Origin of the sequence: Photobacterium sp. GB-56, from assembly GCF_003026105.1 — a bacterium.
Taxonomy (GTDB): Bacteria; Pseudomonadota; Gammaproteobacteria; order Enterobacterales; family Vibrionaceae; genus Photobacterium.
Genome location: NZ_PYNW01000012.1, coordinates 44425 through 62184 on the forward strand (window position 1 = coordinate 44425; position 17760 = coordinate 62184).

General features: G+C 37.7%; 19 protein-coding genes. 12 read left to right on the plus strand and 7 right to left on the minus strand.

Annotated features, from left to right (window positions below; translation table 11 throughout):
- The first annotated feature begins 7 nt into the window (after positions 1–7).
- The 4 genes from C9J42_RS15535 (at position 8) to C9J42_RS15550 (ending at position 3360) form a co-directional block, all read left to right on the plus strand.
- Positions 8–826 carry an amino acid ABC transporter permease gene (locus C9J42_RS15535; RefSeq protein WP_107206872.1) on the plus strand — a complete coding sequence of 273 codons (819 nt, stop codon included), beginning with the start codon at positions 8–10 and terminating at the stop codon, positions 824–826.
- A gap of 29 nt (positions 827–855) precedes the next feature.
- Positions 856–1668: a transporter substrate-binding domain-containing protein gene (locus tag C9J42_RS15540; protein WP_107206871.1), complete on the plus strand. Its 813-nt coding sequence runs from the start codon at positions 856–858 to the stop codon at positions 1666–1668.
- 4 nt (positions 1669–1672) lie between these two features.
- Positions 1673–2608 carry an amino acid ABC transporter permease gene (locus tag C9J42_RS15545; RefSeq protein WP_107206870.1) on the plus strand — a complete coding sequence of 312 codons (936 nt, stop codon included), beginning with the start codon at positions 1673–1675 and terminating at the stop codon, positions 2606–2608.
- Positions 2609–3027: 419 nt separating this feature from the next.
- On the plus strand, positions 3028–3360 hold the full coding sequence (locus C9J42_RS15550) for an SMR family transporter (RefSeq protein WP_199187113.1): 333 nt from the start codon (positions 3028–3030) through the stop codon (positions 3358–3360).
- A gap of 73 nt (positions 3361–3433) precedes the next feature.
- On the opposite strand, the gene C9J42_RS15555 is transcribed toward C9J42_RS15550, so the two are convergent.
- Both C9J42_RS15555 and C9J42_RS15560 read right to left on the minus strand, forming a co-directional pair.
- The gene (locus C9J42_RS15555; RefSeq protein WP_107247266.1) at positions 3434–3937 is read right to left on the minus strand and encodes a GNAT family N-acetyltransferase; all 504 of its coding nucleotides are present in this window, start codon (positions 3935–3937) and stop codon (positions 3434–3436) included.
- Between the two features lie 27 nt (positions 3938–3964).
- Positions 3965–4654, minus strand: coding sequence for an SDR family oxidoreductase (locus C9J42_RS15560; protein ID WP_107302133.1), 690 nt, complete (start codon positions 4652–4654; stop codon positions 3965–3967).
- Positions 4655–4848: 194 nt separating this feature from the next.
- Between C9J42_RS15560 and C9J42_RS15565 the strand changes: the two genes are divergently transcribed.
- From C9J42_RS15565 to C9J42_RS15580, 4 genes are read left to right on the plus strand one after another with little or no spacing between them, the layout of a single operon-like run.
- Positions 4849–5760, plus strand: a complete 912-nt coding sequence (locus C9J42_RS15565) for a metal ABC transporter substrate-binding protein (RefSeq protein WP_107302134.1) — start codon at positions 4849–4851, stop codon at positions 5758–5760.
- Positions 5760–6617, plus strand: coding sequence for a manganese/iron ABC transporter ATP-binding protein (locus C9J42_RS15570; protein WP_107287822.1), 858 nt, complete (start codon positions 5760–5762; stop codon positions 6615–6617). Before C9J42_RS15565 ends, C9J42_RS15570 begins: the two co-directional genes overlap by 1 nt.
- A 17-nt stretch (positions 6618–6634) precedes the next feature.
- Positions 6635–7525: a metal ABC transporter permease gene (locus tag C9J42_RS15575; protein WP_107247262.1), complete on the plus strand. Its 891-nt coding sequence runs from the start codon at positions 6635–6637 to the stop codon at positions 7523–7525.
- Complete coding sequence (locus tag C9J42_RS15580) at positions 7518–8375, plus strand: metal ABC transporter permease (protein WP_107302135.1); 858 nt, start codon at positions 7518–7520, stop codon at positions 8373–8375. The genes C9J42_RS15575 and C9J42_RS15580 overlap by 8 nt, the downstream gene beginning before the upstream one ends.
- 121 nt (positions 8376–8496) lie before the next feature.
- On the opposite strand, the gene C9J42_RS15585 is transcribed toward C9J42_RS15580, so the two are convergent.
- Positions 8497–8862: a DUF3703 domain-containing protein gene (locus tag C9J42_RS15585; protein ID WP_107287820.1), complete on the minus strand. Its 366-nt coding sequence runs from the start codon at positions 8860–8862 to the stop codon at positions 8497–8499.
- 276 nt (positions 8863–9138) lie between these two features.
- On the opposite strand from C9J42_RS15585, the gene C9J42_RS15590 reads away from it, so the two are divergent.
- Positions 9139–9951: a DUF2797 domain-containing protein gene (locus tag C9J42_RS15590; RefSeq protein ID WP_107206861.1), complete on the plus strand. Its 813-nt coding sequence runs from the start codon at positions 9139–9141 to the stop codon at positions 9949–9951.
- A gap of 53 nt (positions 9952–10004) precedes the next feature.
- Here the strand turns inward: C9J42_RS15590 and C9J42_RS15595 are convergent, their stop codons facing one another.
- The 3 genes from C9J42_RS15595 to C9J42_RS15605 form a co-directional block, all read right to left on the minus strand.
- The gene (locus C9J42_RS15595; protein ID WP_233218491.1) at positions 10005–10640 is read right to left on the minus strand and encodes a RimK/LysX family protein; all 636 of its coding nucleotides are present in this window, start codon (positions 10638–10640) and stop codon (positions 10005–10007) included.
- An 87-nt stretch (positions 10641–10727) separates the two neighbouring features.
- On the minus strand, positions 10728–11624 hold the full coding sequence (locus C9J42_RS15600; protein ID WP_107302136.1) for a phosphotransferase: 897 nt from the start codon (positions 11622–11624) through the stop codon (positions 10728–10730).
- 382 nt (positions 11625–12006) lie between these two features.
- The gene (locus tag C9J42_RS15605; protein WP_107206859.1) at positions 12007–12474 is read right to left on the minus strand and encodes a GNAT family N-acetyltransferase; all 468 of its coding nucleotides are present in this window, start codon (positions 12472–12474) and stop codon (positions 12007–12009) included.
- Positions 12475–12622: 148 nt separating this feature from the next.
- On the opposite strand from C9J42_RS15605, the gene C9J42_RS15610 reads away from it, so the two are divergent.
- Positions 12623–14551: a S9 family peptidase gene (locus C9J42_RS15610; protein WP_107302137.1), complete on the plus strand. Its 1929-nt coding sequence runs from the start codon at positions 12623–12625 to the stop codon at positions 14549–14551.
- A gap of 234 nt (positions 14552–14785) precedes the next feature.
- On the plus strand, positions 14786–15163 hold the full coding sequence (locus tag C9J42_RS15615; RefSeq protein ID WP_005364537.1) for a DUF2541 family protein: 378 nt from the start codon (positions 14786–14788) through the stop codon (positions 15161–15163).
- Between the two features lie 75 nt (positions 15164–15238).
- Here the strand turns inward: C9J42_RS15615 and C9J42_RS15620 are convergent, their stop codons facing one another.
- A complete protein-coding gene (locus tag C9J42_RS15620) occupies positions 15239–15577 on the minus strand; it encodes a gamma-glutamylcyclotransferase family protein (RefSeq protein WP_107206857.1) in 339 nt (112 codons plus the stop codon).
- Positions 15578–15787: 210 nt separating this feature from the next.
- Here C9J42_RS15620 and C9J42_RS15625 point away from each other — a divergent pair, with 210 nt between their 5' ends.
- Positions 15788–17434 (plus strand): ABC-ATPase domain-containing protein, encoded by a 1647-nt coding sequence (locus C9J42_RS15625; protein ID WP_045127646.1) that lies wholly within the window; start codon positions 15788–15790, stop codon positions 17432–17434.
- Positions 17435–17760: the final 326 nt, after the last annotated feature.

Here is a 17760-nt window from a genome sequence, read left to right on the forward strand (position 1 = left end):
GGTAAATATGATAGCGAAACCTCAGTCACCTTCAACAATAGTAAGAATACTGAAACCAGTACTCAGTGGTTTACTGCAAATTTCCGTCATTACTTTCGCCATTATATGGTTACTCAATAGTGGTGCTGATGCAATGAACTACAACTGGCAATGGTACCGTATTCCTCAATATTTGTTTTTTAAAGAAGACGGAGAATGGTTTTCTGCAGAGCTTATTGATGGCCTACTTGTCACCCTCAAAATTTCAGCCATTAGCCTGATTTTTACAATCATATTTGGCTTGGTAACCGCACTGTTACGCGTATCTCATTCTATTATCGGTCGTGGTCTTGCACGGGGGTATATTGAACTCATTCGTAACACACCGCTACTCGTACAAATTTATCTACTGTACTTTGTTTTTGGTCCTGTATTAGGGTTAGAACGTTTTACAACAGCAGTGCTGGCATTATCTTTATTTCAAGGAGCATACACTGCAGAAATCTTCCGCTCTGGCTTAATCAATATACCTAAAGGTCAATTTGAAGCAGCTGAAAGCCTTGGGTTAAGTAAAATAGATAGTTATCGCTATATTATTTTGCCGCAAATGTTACGTCGAGTTTTACCACCATTAACCAATGAGGCCGTTTCTTTGGTTAAAAACTCTTCTATAGTCAGTATCATGGCTATATTTGATCTAACAACACAAGGACGGGATATTGTTGCTGATACCGCCATGCCATTTGAAGTTTGGTTTACTATTGCGGCAATGTATTTATGTATAACGTTAGTTTTATCTGCTTTTGCAACACTGCTAGAGTACAAACTTGCAACACCTAATCATTGATGATTTTTAACGATATGGAGAAAAATATAATGAAGCGTTTTTTGGCGGTTTTATTTACCGCACTCACTCTTTTTTTCACCACAAGCCATGCTTTTGCTGCTGATAAAAGTACCCTTGAACAAATTAAAGAACGAGGCACATTACGCGTAGGTTTATCAACTTTTGTACCTTGGGCAATGCGTGATAAACAAGGTGAACTCATTGGCTTTGAAGTCGATGTCGCTAAACGTGTCGCTAAAGATGCGGGTGTAAAAGTAGAGTTTATACCTACAGCATGGGACGGTATTATCCCAGCCCTGCTAGCAGGTAAATTTGATGTTATCATTGGCGGAATGTCGATAACACCACAACGAAATCTGAGTGTTCTTTTTACAACACCCTACTCTCATTCAGGTGTTCAACTTGCCGCCAATAAAGAGTTAGCTGGCGATAAGCTCTCCATTGCTGATTACAATAAACGTAGCGTAACGCTAGCTGTGCGTCGCGGTGCTGTAACAGTACAAACGGCGAAGAAATATTTCCCGAAAGCGAAATTACGTCAATTCGATGATGAAGCACAAGCATTCCAAGAAGTTTTAAATGGCAATGCGCAAGCTGTATTAGCATCAACACCAAAACCAGAGCAAATGGCTCTGCAATACAAAGATAAGCTATTTCTACCATTTAAAGAGCGTCTAAGCCAAGGCTCTGAAGGTTTTGCTATCCGCCAAGGTGATTTCAACTTGTTAAACTTCTTTGATAACTGGATTTTACTTCGAACTCAAGATGGTTGGTTACAAGAGCGTTATAACTATTGGTTTACCACAGTTGATTGGCAGAACCAGGTAAAAGAAGGTCAATAAATTAATGTCTTCTTGCTCAACTGCAAAGAAAACACTCTCGCAGCCAGAAAAAATTCTGGCTGCTAAGTTTTCATTAAAAAAACTTAAACCACTTGATTACATTCTCTTAGTGATAATGAGCTGTTTCATCGGGTGGTTATATTATCGTTCATCTGTTGGCATTAATTACCACTGGCAATGGCATAAAGCCTTTGATTTGGTTTTTACCCCTGGCCAAAACGGAGAGCTTCCTTATTTCTTTCAAGGTATTATCAGTACTATTCGATTAAGTTTGTGGGGTATGCTGTTTGCTGCGGTATTCGGGCTGCTTTTAGCTTTAGGGCGTCGTTCTTCTTTTATCTTTTTCCGTCTGCCAGCTAATGCTTATATTCAATTAGTCAGAAATATCCCGCCACTGGTTTTTGTTTTCATTTTCTATTTCTTTATATCTAGCCAATTAGTTCCATTGCTAGGACTCGATAATCTATTTCGTAATTACCATGGTAACGAGAATCTTCTGCAAGATATCCTCTTTGGTAATAGTCAGTTATGGGAAAACCTTTTTTCTGGCATTCTATGCGTTGGCTTAATAGCTGCTGCTTATATCGCTGAAGTCATTCGCTCTGGGCTTGATGCAATAGATAAAGGACAATGGGAAGCAACCAGCTCTCTTGGGCTTTCTCGTCTTGATGGTTTCCGCTTTGTTATTTTCCCGCAAGCAATCGCAGGCATAGTACCAGCACTGGCTGGTCAATTTATCTCAATAGTGAAAGATTCATCAATTATTTCATTGATCTCTATACAGGAGATAACCTTCGTCGGCAGTGAAATGGCGAACTCATCGGGGTTAATCTTTGAAATTTGGTTACTTGTTGGCGCTGTCTACTTAATTTTATGCCTATCTTTATCTCTTTTATTCACCCAATTAGAGAAACGTAGCTTACGTCATCTTCAGCGTTAGATATGACAAATAAGCCCTGAATACATATTGAATGAATATATCATTGTATTCAGGCTTATTTGACTCACAACTTCATCTATTAAGATCAATGTAATATCAGCATTTACTTGTATATGCTCTTGTTTGTTTAATGCCAATTTTTGTCGCTATTTCGGATAACGAATAATTAAAAAATAATGATAAATACAATCTTCTAACTACAGAATTCTTACGAAATATAAGCATACCTTTAAGCTGTCGTGCTGTTTAGTATTCATTTGTTGTTTTATATCAATAGTAAAACCTCGTTAGTAATTATTATTACTAGATGGTAATAATGATTTGTATAAATATCACTTGGTGAAACGTATTCTTTGACACTAAAATGCGCATCTCTTTTTTAATGATAGATAATCGTAATGTTTAAACTATTAACTTCTATGCCACCTTTTTTAGCTTTATCTATTGCCATTGTGTTTGAAGTGATCGCAACATCTTTCATTCCTAAAGCCGAGCAATTTACTAAACTCGTTCCAAGTGCGGTTGTACTTGTCGGTTACGCTGTCGCTTTTTTTCTCTTATCTGTCACCGTTAAAACCATGCCTGTTGGTATTGTTTATGCGATTTGGAGTGGCGCTGGTATTGTCCTCGTTGCAACGATTAGCTTTTTTATTTATGGGCAGCGCTTAGATTTACCCGCAATTGTAGGTATTGGTTTTATTATTGTTGGTGTTTTAATTGTTAACCTATTGTCGAAAACCGTCGGCCATTAATAAATCACTTCAATAAAAAAGGCAGTAATCATTGCGTATGATTACTGCCTTTTTACTTATCCACTTTATCGAATCATACAGTGTATGTTCGTAGCCTCGCCATATGGTATACATTGGCATACTCGCCATTACGAAACGCAAAGTTTTTCGCCTCGCCTTCAATTTCAAAACCATGTTTTTGATAAAGCTTCATTGCAGCAATGTTGTCTGTATACACTTCTAACTCGATACGTTGAACATTGAGCCATTTATCTGCCAACATCAATGCCGACTGTAACAATTGCCCACCAACACCTCTACCTTGAAATGTCTCTTTCACCCCCATACCAAAGCTCGCAACGTGCCTGCGCCTTGGGTTATCACAAACCGACAGTCCAAGTTGCCCGACAATTTCTCCCTCATATTCCGCTACCAAGCTATAACAGCCTTGAGGTAAATTCGACAATCGAGAAGTCCAACGATCGAGTGAAGGAAATGGGAGTTGAAGTGTACCGCCATAGGCAATTTCAGATTCATAAATAGCTTTAACACCCATAATATCTTTATCTTCGCTATGTCGAATAATGATATTTTCCATTAGTACACTCCTTTTTGTTCAATTAAATTACCACGCGATACGTGTGCCGTCGTAGTTTATAAACTCCCCTGAATGGTTTACTGAAGTATGTTCAATAACATCAAACAATCCTTTAGCTGAAGTTTCTATATCAATAAGTGCATTAGGGCCGCCCATCTCTGTTTGCACCCAACCAGGATGTAAAGCAATAACCGTAAACCCCTCGTCACGAAGATCATTGCTTAAACTTTTTACTACTGAATTAAGTGCTGCTTTTGATGAACGATAAATATAACCACCACCTGAAGTGTTCTCTTCCATGCTGCCAACTTTTGAAGATATGCAGGCTATTTTTTTTGTAGTGCCACTTTTGAGTAATGGGTACAAGCGTTCTATTAATTTTAAGGGTGCAATCGTATTTATTTCAAAAACACGACGCCATTCTTCAACATCAGTCTGACCAAAGCCGTAGCCTTTTGGACCATAATAACCAGCATTATTTATCACAAGATCGAGGCTTGGTAATCGCGTGGCTAGCTGATCAAGCTGCTCGTAATTGGTTACGTCTAATGAATGAATAATGAGATCAGCATTATGGCTAGCAAGATCTTGCAGATCTACCGCTGTTTCTAATGTTCTCGAGGTTGCATGAACCAACCAGCCTTGCGATAAATACTGCTTCACTAGCCCTAGGCCAATACCCCGATTAGCTCCTGTTATCAATACGCTTTTTTTCATCGTCTCCCCTTACTCATCAACAATAAATACTATTAGTTATCAATCCAATATACCGATTGAATATATACAAACAACCTTAAAAGCCGACAAAAGCAAGAAACACCGTATTGATAATAATTATCAATTGCATTTAAAGGGTGCGTTTGTTATAACTTTGAAAAATTTAAATTACTTTCTTTATAGGGATAAAAAGGATGAACTTTCATCAAAAGCAACGATTACGATACGTGACAAATGCTGTACTGCTATCTGTTGGATTGTTTATGAGTACAGTCAGCCATGCTAATGATAAGTTTAAAGTAATTACAACATTCACAATCATTGCTGACATGGCAAAAAATGTCGCAGGTGACGCCGCTATTGTTGAATCTATTACTAAACCCAATGCGGAAATTCATAATTATCAAGTAACACCTGGCGATCTTAAACGGGCACAAGGTGCCGATTTAATACTTTATAACGGTTTAAATTTAGAACTGTGGTTTAATAAGTTTTTCCAAAACCTCCACGATGTTCCTTCTGTAACGGTAACTGAAAATATCACGCCATTAAGTATTACTCAGGGCCCTTACAACGGAAAACCTAACCCTCATGCTTGGATGTCACCTGAAAACGGTATTATTTATGTTGAAAATATTCGCCAAGCACTGGTTAAGCATGATCCTAAAAATGCGGGTATTTATAATAAAAACGCTCAACAATATACCCAAGAAATTAAGCAGACAATTGCACCTATTCGTAATCAGATTAATACCATACCGGTAGATAAGCGTTGGCTTGTTACCAGTGAAGGGGCTTTTAGCTATCTTGCTCGTGATTTTGGACTAAAAGAACTGTATTTATGGCCTATTAATGCTGATGCCCAAGGCACGCCTCAACAAGTTCGTCAACTTATCGATGCTGTTCGTCAACATCAAATTCATGCGGTTTTCAGTGAAAGTACTGTTTCAGCAAAACCGGCTCAACAAGTCGCAAGAGAAACAGGCGCTAACTATGCAGGCGTGCTTTATGTTGACTCGTTGAGTGCTAATAACGGTCCTGTTCCTACCTATCTAGAGCTAATTAAAGTGACCTCTCAAACCATCGCTAAAGGGCTGAGTTTATAATGATAGGATTAGATATAAACAATATTACGGTTACATACCGTAACGGACATACTGCTCTGCACAATGCCACATTTAGCGTTCCTCAAGGTTCTATCGCAGCCCTAGTCGGGATGAATGGCAGCGGAAAGTCCACACTTTTTAAAGCCATTATGGGATTTGTATCCACCAGCCAAGGTAGTGTAAAAATCCTTAATAATACAGTCAAAAACGCGCTAAAAAGTAATGTGGTAGCCTATGTTCCGCAAAGTGAAGATATAGACTGGAACTTCCCTATTCTGGTTGAAGATGTCGTTATGATGGGGCGTTATGGTTATATGAATATGTTGCGTATCCCCAAAAAAATAGATCATGAAAAAGTGAATATCGCTCTCGAGCGGGTCAATATGACTGACTTTCGTAAACGTCAAATCGGAGAACTTTCTGGTGGGCAACGTAAACGGGTATTTCTTGCTCGTGCACTCGCGCAAGAAAGTCAGGTGATATTACTCGATGAACCCTTTACAGGCGTTGATGTTCAAACAGAAGATCAAATTATGGCATTGTTACGCGAACTTCGTAATGAAGGCAAAGTCATGCTTGTCTCTACCCATAATCTTGGCAGTATTCCTGACTTTTGTGACCGTACAATTTTAATTAACAAAACCATTTTGGCGTCAGGAGAAACAACCGAGATTTTCACGCCAGAAAATTTAAAACTCGCATTCGGTGGTGTATTACGCCACTTCATTTTATCAGGGAAAGATCTTCACGAAGACGACGATAGCCGTAAATTATCGGTTATTTCCGATCATGAACGCCCTGTTGTTATGTATGGTGAAAATGGCGAACAGCAATCTCGCTCCCTTTCCCGTCAATAATAAAAGGAGTGATAATCGTGGACCAATTACTTGAGCCGTTTTTATATAGCTATATGATCAACGCCATGTGGGTTAGTGCGTTAATAGGTGGCGTTTGTGCTTTTCTTTCCTGTTATTTAATGCTGAAGGGCTGGTCACTTATTGGTGATGCACTATCACATTCTATCGTACCCGGTGTTGCCGGTGCTTATATGATAGGCCTCCCCTTTTCTTTTGGTGCCTTTTTTTCTGGCGGTTTAGCGGCTGCTGGTATGTTATTTTTAAGCCAGCGTAGTAAATTAAAAGAAGACGCTGTTATTGGCTTAATTTTTACTGCTTTCTTCGGGCTCGGTTTATTTCTTGTCTCGCTCTATCCTAGTGCGGTTAATATTCAAACTATTGTAATGGGAAATATTCTCGCAATAACCCCTATAGATACATTACAAATCGTCATCATTGGCTGCCTTTCTCTTTTCGTTTTATGTGTAAAGTGGCGTGATTTCATGGTTGTTTTCTTTGATGAAAACCATGCTAAAACCATTGGGTTATCACCAACATTTTTAAAAATTGTATTTTTTAGTATTTTAAGTGCTTCAACCGTTGCCGCATTGCAAACTGTAGGCGCCTTTTTAGTTATAGCTATGGTTGTAATACCTGGTGCAACTGCTTATTTACTGTCTGACCGTTTCTCAATGGTCATTATCTACAGTGTATTTATTGGTGTGTTCAGCGCTTTTCTTGGTGCATACCTTAGCTATTTTATCAATGGCGCAACAGGTGGGATCATCGTGTTATTACAAACTGTTTTCTTTGGTTTAGCTTTTATATTTGCGCCTAAATATGGTCGATTAGCAACGTATAGAAAAACCAAACAAGCATTAAAAAAAGCACAACGTTTTAAGCAAACGAAAGGAGTTCAACATGGCTAATCTAATAGAGACATTGTTATCGCCTTTTGAATTTATTTTTATGCAGCAAGCTTTTCTGATTGTTTTTTTTATCGCGATACCAACCGCATTACTCTCTTGTTTTTTAATTCTCAAAGGTTGGTCTTTAATGGGTGATGCCATTTCCCATGCTGTTTTACCGGGGATTGTTATTGCTTATATCTTATCAATTCCATTTACAATTGGTGCTTTTATCGCAGGAATGTTTTGTGCGTTAACCACAGGGTATTTAAGAGAAAATAGCAGAATTAAAGAAGATACAATTATGGGTGTTGTTTTTTCAGCTATGTTTGCGCTCGGCATTGTAATGATGACGAAAATTCACACAGATATTCACTTAGACCATATTCTATTTGGTGATCCTCTTGGGGCGAGTTGGCGTGATATTACAGAAGCAGGCGTAATTGCACTCATTGTTGGATCACTGTGTATTATAAAAGGTAAAGATTTACTCTTACTTATTTTCGATCATCAACATGCACAAGCAATTGGACTTCCGACCAAAGTATTACATTACGGACTGCTTGCCCTACTCTCGTTCGCGATTGTTACCGCACTCAAAGCCGTTGGCATGATACTCGTGATTTCAATGCTGATTGCGCCAGGAGCAATAGCCTTTATGCTTAGCCGTCGTTTTCAAACCATGATGATAATATCGGTATTCATTTCTATTATAAATTGCTTCTTAGGCGTTTATCTTAGCTTCTTTATCGATAGTGCTCCTGCACCAACAATTATATTATTACTGACAATAAACTTTATTGTGGTATTTATTTATCATGCAATAAAACAGCGAGCCGTCATAAAACAAACGCCCGTAAGTTTAATATAATTCCTACTACGCTGTTATATTCAATAATGGCTATCAAATCCGATAGCCATTATTCGCAATAGACCTCAGAATCATTTCACCGTTCAGCGTCGCCCTTTTCTCATTGAACGTATTAACTGTATTACATTTGTTTCGCGCGAATAATTTTTTGTTGCTGTAAAGCTGAAATAGGTAAGCGTTTAAAAGGGCTTACATTACTTCCCCCTGTATTTCCTTCAGGCACAAGACCCACAGCTGTTTTAGTTAATGCGCCAAAGACTCTTAATAACTGCCCTCTTAGCTCTTTGCTATCACCATTACGTCGTGCCCAATACAGCATATGACAATGGATTCTAGTATGCCAGTAAGTAGAATGTTGTCCCAAAACGTGAGCGTTTTCTAAATGGCTGAACTCTAATACCACATCATTATTACGTCTCGCTTTCCTTGCTAAAGATAATTCTTTTATTACGGCATAAGAGATATTTTGTGAAAATCGATTGAGCATAACTCTCTCCATGATGATGATGCTTGATATCTATCTCTGACATTAGAACACACAAATAAATACACCAGTGTTTATCACTTCTCTCTAGGTAACGATCACTTTTTACTTTATGGCATTTACATATTTCACCCATAAACACTGATTGTTTTGCTGATTGTCTCTCCGATTTAAAACGTCGAAGAGGGAATTCATATTTTTCCGTTGTGCTTTTATAGCCGCTTCCCTCTTTCACCTGCTAAAATCACCGCACTATAAAAACAAACTACTGAGCAATGTATGCAAGGAACATTAAGTAAAATGAAGTCAACGTTAAATGACGTTGTTGACTATCATCTCCCTGTCGGCGATCAACAACTGCATTTAAACCCTTTGATTGGTAAGTCACTTAAATTGACTCATACAGGCAATATTTTTTGCCAGTCGTGTGGCAAAAAAACCAAGAAAAGTTACTCTCAAGGTCATTGCTTCCCTTGTATGAAAAAATTAGCGTCATGCGATATGTGCATTATGAAACCTGAAACTTGTCACTACGACAAAGGTACGTGCCGTGAGCCACAATGGGGTGAAGAAAATTGCATGGTGCCGCACTATGTTTACCTATCAAATACTTCGGGTTTAAAAGTGGGTATTACTCGACATAGCCAACTACCGACACGATGGATTGATCAAGGTGCCACACAGGCACTTGCTGTACTAAAAGTAAAAACACGTCAAATTTCAGGTTTAGTGGAAGTGGCTATTGCAGAGCTTGTCGCTGATAAAACCAACTGGCGTGCAATGCTCAAAGGTGATAATGCTGAGATAGATTTAACAGAAAAAGCCTCGGTTTTATTACCAGAAGTAAAAGCTCGTCTTGCAGAAATCACTGCAGAATATGGTGAAGATGCGATTGAATATCTTGATAACGATATTGTTGATATTCATTTTCCTGTTGATGCCTTCCCAACCAAGATTAGCTCACACAACTTTGATAAAGAGCCTGTGGTTGAAGGTATTTTGCAAGGAATTAAAGGTCAATATCTGATCTTTGATACTGGCGTGATCAACATTCGTAAATTCACCAGCTACGAAGTAATTGCTGAAGCATAATTAATCATAAAAGCGAAGTGTCTCGGATAAGAATAGAGAGTTTAAGCTTCGCTTTATTTCTTTACTCTCCCCTGAATATAATCATATTTTCTATTTTGTACCGCAAGATCACGTAAAAAGTTCTCACCCAATACAATACCGCTACCGCCATTGATTAGCACATATTCAATTTCTTCATTAATGTCACCAAGCTTGGTTCTTAACTTTACAACAGGTAAAGATTTATCGCTTTTGTCCGGTACTTTAACTTTTTCATGAATGGCAAATTTATACTCTTTATCAAGCAGTTTAAACGTAACCCAATCTTTTCCATTACGCTCAAATTCAACTAAATCACTTACGCCAATGCGTGAATTTTCTGATAGAGGATCAATATAAGCCGAAAAATACTGTGTTGATGACGCAAGTAAGATCCACTCATGCCGTCCTAAAATAAACAACCCATCTTGAGTTTCTTTCTTTACTGATGAATTCGCTGATTTTGTACTGTTATGTGCAAGGATTAAATCGCTTGAAGCATTAAATTGAGTATCACTGGCATGACGAAGAGAAAGATCAGAGGGCTGGCTCAAAAGATCTGGGATAAAAGAAACAGGAAACTTAGATGATGTAACATGATTACCAGCCACAGATTGATAACTGACTAACAGTAAAACAAACGCAGATACTCGACTTACTTTATTCATCATAAGTTAACCTTTTCGTTCTTCTTTTATACCCCTACCTTACAAAACATAATACTTACAAAGGGAAATAGGCAACTATTTCCCTCAAACTCATTGCATACTCATGGCTGCTTCAAACTTATTAAACTTATTCGCTAACCAGTTTTCATCATACCAACCCATATTTCGACTGTGTTTCGCATCATCCCACAAACTAAAGAAATAACGTAGTGCTTTAAAGCCATCATCTAATTGACGTTTTTCAATATAGCGTTCGGCGATATGCGTATCACCACGCACATCAAATAAATGGATCACATCGAGTTCACGGTGTTTAAAACCGCTATCACAAGGATCAAGCAATCCCGCCACTTTAAACGTCTTAGGATCAAACAATACATTCGCTAAATGACAATCATCATGTACGAAAGAAGACGCTTCATGAGCTATCGGTGCTAATATTTCTCTACGACGTTCCCATAGCTCAGTATATTGATCTTTGATCTTTGAACTAAATGGCGATACTGAACAAGAAAGGTATCTATATACATCTTTCATCCAGTCATCGAACGCATTATTAAAATCACCGTCAAAGCCTCCGTTATTTAATTCAAAGCCTTGTGGATGATTATGCTCATGTAGTGCGAGTAAAATATCTGTGTAATCTTCACGGAATGTCTCTATCGCGAATTTATTATTGGGTAATTCATTCGCAGGTCGACCTTCGAGCCAATCTAGCACGATATAGTCATACCCTTCTTCACGACCAAATAAATAGATCTGCGGTACAGGACAGCTCACAATACAACGTAACTTCTGTAAACACGCAACTTCTTTACTTATTCGACCTACTTCTCGTGAAAATTTAACAACAATCTTTGCCTTCCCTGTGGCAAGAAATACAACCCAACCATAAAAGGTTTCCTGAATATCACATACATCAGCTTTTTGTCGGAACATTGCGAAAAACGATTTTTCAGCAATATTTTTTAGCTGGGCTCTATTCATATTTTGTACCTTGGATTTTATCTAGCAACTGTAACCAATAAATACCAAATAAGTATAATTATCTTTTTTTATTGGATATTTAATCTTTATTATGGGTTAAGAATGCAACATAACAGCCAATATGACCAGTAGATACGACAAATAAAGCTTAAAATATTTCACTTTTGGTTACATTTGATTTTATTTAGAGCTTTGCAACCGTAAACCAGCTAAAAATTAGCGAATAAAACTCTTTTTTAGCAATAAATAAAAAGCGCGCTCCAACTCACAAAATATAAGCAAAAGTAAAAACAATACACATAGGAATGTGACTTACATCTTATTATTCCAAATAGGACTAATGTGAAATACTACCAATTAATAATAACGTTATTCGGCTACCTTAAATATCATGATACATGATTTCTTGTGGCCCAAATAAACCTCCTAGATAACGCTCACCTGTAAAAGTGAAGCCAGCCGTTTCATAACAACGCTTTGCCACTGTATTTTTGCAATTTACTGTTAAATAAATCCTTTGATAATTTGAGTAGTTCTTCGCTAAATAAGTAAATAAAACCATTAATGCTTGTTTACCAATACCCTTGCCTTGTAATTTTTGGTCTATAACAAAGGTTCGCAAACCAATACAATTTTCAGAGCAAAAATCCACATCATGAGAGTAAGCAATATCTATTTTAAAGAAACCTACTATTTGGCTGTTCAACTTAATCACATAAAGATGCATTGTTGCAGATTCACTTTCTAAAAAGTCATCTGCTGTCGCGGCAAATAGAATTTGATCCTCAAATAAAGACACCGCTTTCACACCCTCTTGATCCTTCTCTGTATACCTCAAAATTACAAGCATATTAAGTCCTATCAACTGCATTTTAAATAAGCACTATTCCGATCGCAATTTTACTATAAACAGTATGTAAAACATTCATTATTCACAATAAAGACATAATAATGCATTTATTATCTTTTTATATTTAGTTGGCTATATTGAGAACATCATGAAACTTATCATATTCATAATACAAAGCTTTGCTCTGATTTTATTAATTTCTGGTTGCGCACAGCCCAAAGAAGCAACGCACCAGTCTTTGACAACTCAACAGCTACCTATCTTGCTAGATTTTAAAGCTCTGACTACAGCAACAAACGGTACACACTCATACAAAATCTCACCTGATGGTAAAAAATTGGCCTGGCTAAAAGAGAGTTTCGACAACAATGGTAACCCTTATACTGCGCTACACTTTAAGAATTTAAAAACTGGTGAAACAGGTAAATTTAATTACTGGGTTTCATCCTTTGAATGGATGCCTGATAGCCGTAACCTTATTTATGTGCCTCACTTTGACAATATGAAATCTAAAATATTCTTTTTTGATATTGAGCATCCAACACAATTCGTTAAAGCTTTTTATGATAAAAACAATCAGATCAATGTTGTCGATATTTTATTTAACGACCCAGAAAACATTCTTGTTAGACATAACGGTGGCAATGCTAAAATTTTCAACTTATACCGCTTAAACATTAAAACAAAAAAAGAAAAATTATTATTTAAAGTCGATAAAGAATTAACAATAGATGGGTTCATTATTGACGACAGAGTTAAAGGTGGTTCAATTTTCGCTTATATAAAAGATAACAGAAAAATATATCAATTCGGCACTGATAAATTATTATTTGATGCAGGTGAAAATGGTAAGGTTACCAATGCTAAGATGAATCATAGCAAGAATACCCTCACTATTTTAGCCAACAATAATTCAGACAAGATTCAACTTATTGAGCTAGATCTTGCAACAAATGACGTTATTACTCTTTATTCAAATGATACTGTTGATGTAGACAAATATTACTATGACAATAATCATGCTCCAGCATTAGCAGCCAGTTATCCTAATTATCAAGAAATCATAACTTTTAACCCTAATTATAAAAAATTAGCCTCTACTTTTTATCAAAAAGGTAAAAATGGAATATTTATTTTTAGCACTGACAATAAAAATGAGAAATTCACAGTTAAGCAATATAATGAATACGGCTATAACATTTATCTATATGATACAACTAACAACAAGAAAGAACTTTTATCACAAAGTAAATCAAACAATTACACGCAGTTTCTTGCCAGCCAAAAGCCCATTCAATTCACGAGCCGAGATGGTTTAACCCTCAACGGTTATATCACCCTACCTAAGGGTATTAAAGCTAATAACCTTCCAACGGTATTACTGGTTCACGGTGGCCCACATGCGCGCGACTACTGGGGCTTTTCTCACGAGGCACAATTACTTGCCAACCGTGGCTATGCGGTTATTCAAGTTAATTTCAGGGGATCTACAGGTTACGGCTATGCGTTTACATCTTCAGGCTATGGTGAGTTTTCTAAAGCTATGCATAACGACCTAATTGATGGTGTAAATTGGGCAGTAGAACAAGGAATAACAGATCCGAACAATGTCGCAATTATGGGCGCTAGTTATGGTGGATACGCAACCTTAGTCGGCATGACACAGACTCCAGATAAGTTTGCTTGTGGTGTTGATATTTTCGGCATATCAGATCTTGAGCTGATGGTAAAAAACTTCCCTGAACCATGGAAGCGATATGAAGATATTTGGGTAAACTATATTGGTGATTTCAACGATCCAGAGATGAAACAACAGCGTGCACAGCAATCGCCAATCAATTTCGTTAATAATATGAATGCACCTCTGTTAGTCATTCAAGGTGACAGTGATGCTGTTGTGATCCCAGAGCAATCTCGTCGTTTTGTTGAAGCGGCAAAGAAAGCAGGAAAAAATGTACAGTACTGGGAAATGAATAATGTTGGTCACCATTATGGAACACCAAGGCAAGCAAGGAAACTTGCGAGAAAAGTTGATAATTTCTTAAGCCAATGTATTGGTGGTCGCTCAGCTGGCTAACTATTAATAATAAACGGTGTCATCTCCTTTCAGATGACACCACGTTTTTTCTTATGCATTATTGCTCAAACTGATTTTCAAGTGACGACAACATAACCAAAATAAAACAAAAAACACCCAACTATTTGACATATGTTCTGTATTACTAAATTACAGATACTTACAACAAATTATTTAGCCATTTCGAATTTATCTCATTATAATCAGTGCAGTTTTTACTTGTGAGATTTCTTTATGAAACTAAAAGCGACAATGGCTGCTGCAATCATGCTTTCTACGATGGCATTTTCAACAACAGCTTCAGCTGATACATTTACATTAGGTCGTACTATTCTTCTTGAAGCTAAAAATAGTCACGCTAAGATCCCTGTACCACTTTGTCGTAATACTAAATCGATTCAGATTAAAGCTGAACGTGATGTGTTTTTAACAAAAGTCGTCTTTAAATTTCAAAATGGCTCTTCGCGCGTATTCCAGTTTCAACGCAAATTAGATAAAAACGAAAAAACAGATTGGCGTCGATTCTCTTATGAGCGCTGTGTAACAGATATTCAAGTGCATGGCCGTGCTGAAGATGGCAGTGCTGGCATTAAAGTTCTCGGTCGTCGATAAGCCAATTTATTTAAAACAAGATCGCTATTAATAGCGATCTTGTTTTTTATATCTCTATAATCTTGCCAGACTGACTTACATTTCACTTGGACTTAAACGATACACAAATGCCGATTGTTCAGAGCCATCGTCAAGCATAACGGTGATCACTACACGGTCATACCCCTCGCCTTCGAAATCATCAATACGCTGCCAATGCGTTGTCAATTCATCAGACGTAAAGAGTAAGCCTTGAACACGTTCCCCTTCTGATTGCGGTACAAAAGCAGGATAACCTAATGTCGCTCCTTTACCGTTTGGGTAAATAAATCCAATTGCACTCGCTTTTTTCCAAGAACCTTTCAAATCAGAAAGCACATAGGCATTAGATTGTTCTGGCGCCAAAGTGCCATAAACAAATAATGTATTAAGCACGAAGAATGAGTCCTCACTATAAGTCACATCTTATTAACTAAACTATAAACCTAAGGACAAAACATATTTAAAGCCATAATGAAAAAGCACTAATTATTGTGATCTCGTTTAAAGTTTACATGCTAACTATCAGACTTTAGTGTAATATCCAGCCCCCGAACACACTAGATTTTAGGTGCTGTGCACCATAACGAACGATATCGAGGCGATATGCAATTACTCGAAGCCAAACTCCATAAAATTGACCGTCATAATTACCGCAGCTATACGAGTATGCGCGGTGAATACCACTTCGTTGATTTCGACTTTTATATTGATACCGTTCAATCGGACCCGTTTGCGCCGGCTTCTCGTGTACGTGCCCGTCGAGCATGGTCACTCACCGATCTAGAATGGTTACGTGAAAAATCTTCAGTCTATCAATGTGCAGCACGAGATTTTATTGCTCGCTTTTTTGCAGATTTATCGCAACAAGATAATGCAGTACTTATTGATATGCCAGGACAGGTGATCCTTGACCGTACAGCGGTGGTATTTGATGACGAAGGTATCGAATTACGTTTTCGTGTAAACCTTCCGGCTGACGGTCGTACCATCATTGCTAAGCGTACAATGAATCTATTAACTTTCCACCTACCAAAAATGATCCGCCGTGCAACGATTGCACGCGAATTACCAATGGAAGAGTTAAAAGCCCACTGTGAAGCAGCAGAAGATCAAGTAGCACTTCGCGCACAGTTAAAAGAACATAAACTCTTAGCTTTTGTTGCTGATGGAAGTATTCTTCCTCGCCTTGCGGGTAACAGTGATTTACCACTTCCGAACGCTGTACCTTTTACAAGCCCTGATAACCTAGCAGTAGAGCTTGAAGCGCCACACAAAGGTAAAATCCGTGGTATGGGTATTCCTGAGGGCATTACTTTAATTGTTGGTGGTGGTTTTCATGGTAAATCAACGTTATTAAGTGCCATTGAGCGTTCTGTTTACGATCATATCCCTGGTGATGGTCGTGAGTACGTCGTAACCAATTATAATGCCGCTAAGATACGCGCTGAAGATGGTCGTTGCGTTCATAATGTTGATCTATCGCCTTACATCAGCAACTTACCTATGGGTAAAGATACCACAGCCTTTACTAGCCAAAATGCATCAGGTTCAACCTCACAAGCTTCTTGGTTACAAGAATCGATCGAAGCTGGCGCTGAAGCATTATTGATTGATGAAGATACTTCTGCATCAAACTTTATGATCCGTGATGAGCGCATGCAGGCACTGATTTGTAAAGATGATGAGCCAATTACGCCACTTGTTGACCGTATCGCTTTACTTCGCGATCAGCATGATATCTCAGTAATGCTTGTTATGGGTGGCTCTGGTGACTATTTAGATGTGGCCGATACTGTTATTCAGATGCATAACTATGAAGCAGTAGATGTAACAGATAAAGCACGTGAAGTTGTTGCTTCTCACCCTACCCGACGTAAAGCTGAAGGTACAGAAGTGATTGTTCGTCCTCGTACACGCCAAATAAACCGTAGCGCGCTGCAAGCGTTACTTGAAGAAGGAAAATTCCGTATTCAAGTAAAAGATAAAACATCGTTACGCTTTGGTCGTGAATACGTTGATTTGCAAGCGTTAGAACAAGTGGCTCATCCTAGTCAGTTACTTGCTATTGGTTACTTATGGTTCCAACTTGCACAACTTAAAGGTTGGGAAAAAGTCCCTGCGCGTGCATTTGCTAACATGCTGCATGATAACTGGGCTGATATGATGCCTAAATACGGCGAAATGTCGAAACCTCGTGTCATTGAGGTAATGGCTGTGCTGAACCGTATGCGCAAAGCTGAATTTAAGTAATAAGTTTAAATCTCAATAGCAATAAATGATAAAAGCCCACATATCGTATTAAGCTATATGTGGGCTTAATATTATCTAGGCTTATTTTAAGACCTGACATATTAATAAAGCCATCTTCTGATAATGGTTTGCTAAAATAGTAACCTTAAATCAAGTCAATTGATAAATAATACAAATGAAAAAGGCGTAACTCAAAACCACTAACATATTACGTTAAGATAGCGAATTAACCTAAAATCAACTATAATATGCGACCATTTTAACGGCAAGATGATTACATTCATAAGCAACTGAGTTTATGAATGTAATCGGCTATAGCCGACAGT